Source organism: Acinetobacter sp. 243_ASPC, from assembly GCF_001054715.1.
GTDB classification, from domain to species: Bacteria; Pseudomonadota; Gammaproteobacteria; order Pseudomonadales; family Moraxellaceae; genus Acinetobacter; species Acinetobacter soli.
The window spans coordinates 1-5,314 of the sequence record NZ_JVOR01000076.1 but is presented as its reverse complement, the minus strand read 5'-3'; the positions used below and the strand labels follow the sequence as shown (position 1 = coordinate 5,314).

The following is a 5,314-nucleotide window of genomic DNA, read 5'->3' as shown; positions in this document are numbered from 1 at the left end:
TGAACTGCACCCCAAAAATTGGACATAAAACTCCAACTGATGAGGTGCATTCACATGGGACGGTATACGTTAGAATTTAAACTCTCTGTCGTAGAATATTTTCTATCTGGACAGGGAGGACAAAAAGCTACAGCCAAAAGGTTTGGGACAAACCATTCTGCTGTTCGCGTTTGGGTTGCTGCATATAAAAAGTACGGTGTTTCAGGATTAGAATCACCACAAGTAAATTTCACGCCAGAATTTAAAGAATCTGTGATTTTATATATGCGCGAACATGGTTTATCTATGCGTGAAACTGCTGCGCATTTTAATATCCATGCTGTATCTTCTGTCAGTTTATGGGAGCGATGTTATGATGAAGGTGGTTTGCAAGCCCTAATACCCAAAAAAAGAGGGAGACCATTTGCAATGAAGCTAACAATAACAAAGTCACTACCTACTAATAAAAGCTCCTCAACTCTCAGTCCTGAAGAAATGCAACGTGAGTTAGATTATTTACGTGCTGAGAATGCCTGTTTAAAAAAGTTGCATGCCTTGATTCAGCAACAGTCACCCAACAGCAAAAAACGCTAATCATCGTTGAATTAAGGCAACAATATCGTCTAGATAGTCTGCTGAGCATCATGAAATTAGCTCGCAGCACTTTTTATTACTGGAGCAAGGCGTTACAAAGGCCCGATAAATACGAGCAAATAAAACAACATATTCAGATGATCTACCAACACCATAAAGGACGTTATGGCTATCGTAGAATTACCTGCCAGTTAAAGCGTTATGGTTACGCTATTAACCACAAAACCGTACAACGATTAATGCGGCAATTGAAGCTAACAGCATTAATTAGATGCAAGAAATATCAATCATATAAAGGTGCTTATGGGAAAACAGCGCCCAACTTGCTTGATAGAAAATTTAACGCTACCAAACCCAATCAAAAATGGGTCACGGATGTTACTGAATTTAATGTTCATGGCAAAAAGTTATATCTTTCCCCGATATTGGATTTGTTTAATGGTGAAGTGATTGCATGGCAATCCACTGAAATACCTAACCAGAAAATGATAGCAAAAATGGTTGATATGGCTTGTATGAGATTGGGTTCAAAAGACTCACCGATACTGCATTCTGATCAAGGTTGGCAATATCAAATGAGGAGCTATCAAAACAGACTTAAACAAACTGGCATAGAACAAAGCATGTCGCGCAAAGGCAATTGCTTAGATAATGCTGTAATAGAAAACTTCTTCGGATTATTAAAATCTGAACTATTTTATTTGCAGCAGTTTGACAATATTGACCAGTTAAAATGTAGTATTGATGAATATATTTATTACTACAATAACGAACGAATTAAGATGAAATTGGGTGGATTGAGTCCAGTTGAATACAGAACTCAATCCTGTTTAACCGCCTGAAAAACTGTCCAACTTTATGGGGTCAGTTCATTGGGGTGGTTTTTAGTGCAAGATATAACTACATCATAATATGGATAGAATGCGTAGACTGGTTAAAATTTTATGTAATTTATCTTTTACAATCTTTACTTTAACTTTCGCTAGAGCTACAAATCAGTAATCAATCTTCGATTTTATATCCACATACTCAAACAGGTTTGGTTTATATAGGGAGATTAATCATGCCACAATATTTAGCTATGGCTGAAAAAGTCATAAAAGACATTAAACAAGAGGCTGGGGCAAAGATTGAGAAGGATCGAAAAAGCCTCTTTACCTTCATAATCCTTAAAGTAAGGCAATATTCACAAGAAAAAAATCTCAAAGTTAATCAGGAAATTTGTACAACTATTTTTGATGATGAAAAAAAAATCGAAGGTATTAAGAGAATAGATTTAACAATTATTCCTCGAATCTCAAATGAAGATGAGTTTCTTTTATGGTTAGCAGGTTTCATACAACATATTACTATTGATAAGAGTAAGAAAGGTCAGGTTCCTCTGTCCATTTTTTATGAAACAAAGTAAAAAATCCAGTAAACATACTGTGTTAGGTGATATTGATTATGAGTATGAAATTTATAAGTATTTAAGAGTGATCCTAGACAGAATTGTGGACAGGCGATCCCACTAAGGCTCTAAAATATTTCTGTTCAAATGCTTCAGGACTTAACCAGCCATTTGCAGAATGCCTTCTAATTCGGTTGTAATAAATCTCAATATACTCGAACAGTGCCGCATTAGCTTCTTGCCGTGTAGCAAAGTTGCTGTCATGGATAATATGTCCTTTTAAAGTGTGAAAGAAGCTTTCGGTTACAGCATTATCCCAACAATTTCCCCTGCGAGACATACTTTGAATACAGTTATTCGTTATTAATAACGTCCTAAAATCACGACTACAGTACTGTGAGCCTTGGTCAGAATGCACCATGACACCTGTTGGATAACCCTGACGCGCCATTGCATAATTAAATGCATCACATACCAATTGACGATCTATCCGATGGCTGGTTTGCCATCCCACAATACGACGGCTAAATAGATCCAACATCACACATAAATACAGCCATCCTTGTTTAGTACGGATATAAGTTATATCTGTTGTCCTGAGAAGCATTGCTTCGCAAGATTTGGCAGAGCGACTGTAAACTGGCGATCTAACAGATTTGGTGCCGTCGGCAAACGATGATTTGAATCAGTCGTATGCTTATATTTACGCGCAATCTTACTGCGTAGACTAAGCTTTTTCAGCATCCTTCCAACTGTACGTTCACTCATGCAGTAACCTAAATCATGCATGTCATGCACCAATGGCGGTGCACCCAAGCGAGCATAGTGTTGCCAATATACAGCTTTTAAATCCGTGTACTTCTGATTGACGTAAATCTGTCTCTTTCGCCAAGCATAGTAGCCCGAAGTGCTAACACCTAAGCATTTACAGGCAGAAGAAACCGTAATTTCAGTCACAGCTAGACCTTGAATTACCCTGTACTTTTCTTGGCATGATCTGTCAGGAAGTACACATGCGCCTTTTTTAAGATGTAATTAGCTTCCCTGAGTTGTTTGACTTCTTTTTCCAAATCGAGAATACGCTGTTGTTCTGGCGAGAGCTGTCTTTTGCTGGAACCAGTTGGGTTGGACTCACGAATCCATTTATCTAATGTTGAATAACCCACACCTAATTTCTGGGCGATAGCAGCCACAGATTCGTGCGAGTTTGAAAGTGCATAATCAATTGCTTGCTGTTTAAATTCTGGACTTGAGCAGCATTGCTGCGCAAGATAGCCATTTTTACATCTCCAAAGTTAACTTTACATTAGCTTTAGAGGGATGCATTGTCCACTATTTTGGCTAGGATCAGGCTTTGCTGCATAAATATTTTGCAGGATACTGATTTTTAAGGGGGCGAAAATTTTAATAAATATAAATGTAATAAAATCATGGTCATAGATATTTGTACAACAAGTCCGATTTGGCTCAATTAGGGCTTATTCCACAATATAATTTTCAAATGAATAATCCTGCATCTAAAATTTATCGTACAACCAATTGGTCTTTATATAACCGAGCTTTCGTTAATCGGGGGGAATATTGCCATTTGATTCGATCCTGCTACGCAATGATATACGCCAGCACAAGGCAAACAAGGACGAAATTAAACCTACTCCGACGCAGCCATCCAATGCTGCTTAATGATTAAGTCCTTATTCCGTGTGTCTTTACTTAAGCGTCCACTGAACCCCATACCTATTTTTTAATTTTGGTCGGGTTGCCACCGGTGAGGCAGTAATTCTTCTATTTGGGTCACTTTATGTGTCGGTAACCTTTTCAGCACATCACTTAAATAGGCATACGGATCCAAGACATTCAGCTTTGCTGACTGGATTAAAGTCATGATATTCGCCGCTCGCTGACCACTGCGCAGCGAACCTGCAAACAGCCAGTTCTTACGTCCCAACGCCCAGGGACGCATCTGATTCTCCACCCAATTGTTGCAAATCGGTAGATTGCCATCATCCAGATAGCGGTTTAAGGCCTCCCAACGTTTTAGGCTGTAATTGATCGCCTTGGCAGTTGGAGAACTCGATGGCACCGCCAGATAATGTTGGTTGAGCCATTCATACAGTTGTTGCATCACCGGTTGGCTATGCTATTGCCGGTATTCGCGGCGATGTTCTGCTGTACCATCGGTGTTTTTCCTGAGTTCTGCTTCTATCGCATACAGTTTCTGAATCAGCACTAATGCCTGTTCAGCGACCTGACTTTTTTTGGTCACGTGCAGTTCATGGAATTTACGAAATGACCTGGCCTGATTTAAAGCGTGCTTGATAACCACTACAATCATCACAAACCAGATGACCCTGCCAGTCTTTCAGGAACTCTGCAGCATGCTAGCCAGAACGGCTATCCTGAAAGTCATAGATCACCGCCTGAACTGGATTGTACTGTGTTGTGGCATAGGCCCAGACATAACCTTTCTTCGGTTTTTTATCATTCTCACCCATCCGCATGATGGTGACCGGTGTTTCATCGGCATGCAGCATCTGTTGTTGCAGCACAAGCTGTTTTAAGGCATTGGCCAGAGGCTACAGTTCCACACCGTAGCGACCTATCCAGGCAAATAAAGTTGATCTAGAAAGATCAATATCTGCCCGCTGATAGATCAGGCAATGACGGTACAAGGGTAAATGATCAGCATATTTTGACACCAGCACATGGCTGAGCAGTTCAGGTGAAGCAATGCCTTTATCAATCACATAGGTGGGCATCGCTTGCTGAGTCAGAGTGTCGCACTGATCACAGACCCATTTGCCACGGACATGCTGTTCCTTGTAGAACTGTGCCGGCCTGAAATTCAATTTTCACTGTTATCTTCACCGATACGACGCAAGGTATAGCCACAAGCACATTGGGTTGATGAAAGTTCATGCTCAATGCGATGGCCACGTTTATTACAGAACGGGTAGGTGCAATGCGGTTTGATCGAGCCAAAGGCTTTCATAATCTGCGCCATGGCAGTATCCATCCCTGCTCGCATATCCAGAGGTTGGGTAGAAAGCCAGATTTCATCAATGCGGATCATGTGGCAAGTGCCTTGAGTAATTCTGCTAAAGCAGATATTTCTGATACTTGCCATTTCAAGCCAATTTCTGCTTTTGAGTGGGGTAAGGTAATTTGAACCGTTAACATGTCAGTAAGATTAGGATCTAATGGTGCAGAGCAAGATAAGCCAATAAATGCAGGTTTATTCGGTAGTGGTGAGCGATCACTCCCTGGCTTACCATCAATTAAGCGAATCCATTTGGATACAAGATGTGTATTCAATCCATGTTGCAAAGCAACCGAAGCAATTGAAACGTC

At 40.3% G+C, this 5,314-nt stretch carries 3 protein-coding genes and 3 pseudogenes; 3 read left to right on the top strand and 3 right to left on the bottom strand.

Annotation, left to right across the window (positions count from 1 at the left end):
* The first annotated feature begins 54 nt into the window (after positions 1 to 54).
* Both ADA42_RS18000 and ADA42_RS08115 read left to right on the top strand, forming a co-directional pair.
* Positions 55 to 1,415 (top strand): IS3 family transposase gene (locus ADA42_RS18000; protein ID WP_409360268.1). Its coding sequence is split into 2 segments (ribosomal slippage): positions 55 to 550 and positions 550 to 1,415, totalling 1,362 coding nucleotides; the frame shifts between segments, so codons are not numbered across the junction.
* 221 nt (positions 1,416 to 1,636) lie between these two features.
* Positions 1,637 to 1,981, top strand: coding sequence for a hypothetical protein (locus ADA42_RS08115; RefSeq protein ID WP_048764585.1), 345 nt, complete (start codon positions 1,637 to 1,639; stop codon positions 1,979 to 1,981).
* A 73-nt stretch (positions 1,982 to 2,054) separates the two neighbouring features.
* Here ADA42_RS08115 and ADA42_RS08110 read toward each other — a convergent pair.
* Positions 2,055 to 3,189: pseudogene (locus ADA42_RS08110) on the bottom strand (IS3 family transposase).
* Positions 3,190 to 3,464: 275 nt separating this feature from the next.
* Between ADA42_RS08110 and ADA42_RS17995 the strand changes: the two are divergent.
* A pseudogene (locus tag ADA42_RS17995) lies at positions 3,465 to 3,675 on the top strand (transposase); the annotation flags it as partial.
* Positions 3,676 to 3,707: 32 nt separating this feature from the next.
* Here the strand turns inward: ADA42_RS17995 and tnpC are convergent.
* A pseudogene (tnpC, locus tag ADA42_RS17990) lies at positions 3,708 to 4,892 on the bottom strand (IS66 family transposase); the annotation flags it as partial.
* Between the two features lie 140 nt (positions 4,893 to 5,032).
* Positions 5,033 to 5,314, bottom strand: a 282-nt coding sequence (locus ADA42_RS08080; RefSeq protein WP_048764577.1) for a hypothetical protein, incomplete at its 5' end; no start/stop codon positions are given.